This is a genomic window from Bradyrhizobium sp. BRP56, from assembly GCF_020194035.1.
Lineage (GTDB): Bacteria > Pseudomonadota > Alphaproteobacteria > Rhizobiales > Xanthobacteraceae > Bradyrhizobium > Bradyrhizobium australafricanum.
In genome coordinates this window covers 1-444 of sequence record NZ_JADYVV010000206.1, presented here as the reverse complement: position 1 = coordinate 444, position 444 = coordinate 1, and the positions used below count along the sequence as shown (strand labels likewise).

The 444-nt window shown below is 51.1% G+C and carries 1 protein-coding gene; it reads left to right on the top strand.

The annotated features are described in order from the left end of the window. On the top strand, window positions 1-444 hold a 444-nt coding region (locus I6F38_RS43395; RefSeq protein WP_225164716.1), incomplete at both ends, for a DUF3413 domain-containing protein.

Here is a 444-nt window from a genome sequence, read left to right as displayed (position 1 = left end):
GGTCAGTTGGGGGCACTGGTTTGCACTGTTCAATATTCTGCTTTCGCTCGTCATTGGCAGCCGTTACCTGTTTATCGCCGACTGGCCGACAACGCTTGCTGGTCGCATTTATTCCTACGTAAGCATTATCGGTCATTTCAGCTTCCTGGTGTTCGCCACCTACTTGCTGATCCTCTTCCCGCTAACCTTTATCGTCGGCTCCCAGAGGCTGATGAGGTTTTTGTCCGTCATTCTGGCAACGGCGGGAATGACGCTATTACTGATCGACAGCGAAGTCTTTACTCGTTTCCATCTCCATCTTAATCCCATCGTCTGGCAGCTGGTTATCAACCCAGACGAAAATGAGATGGCGCGCGACTGGCAGCTAATGTTCATCAGTGTGCCGGTTATTTTATTGCTTGAACTGGTGTTTGCGACGTGGAGCTGGCAAAAGCTGCGCAGCCT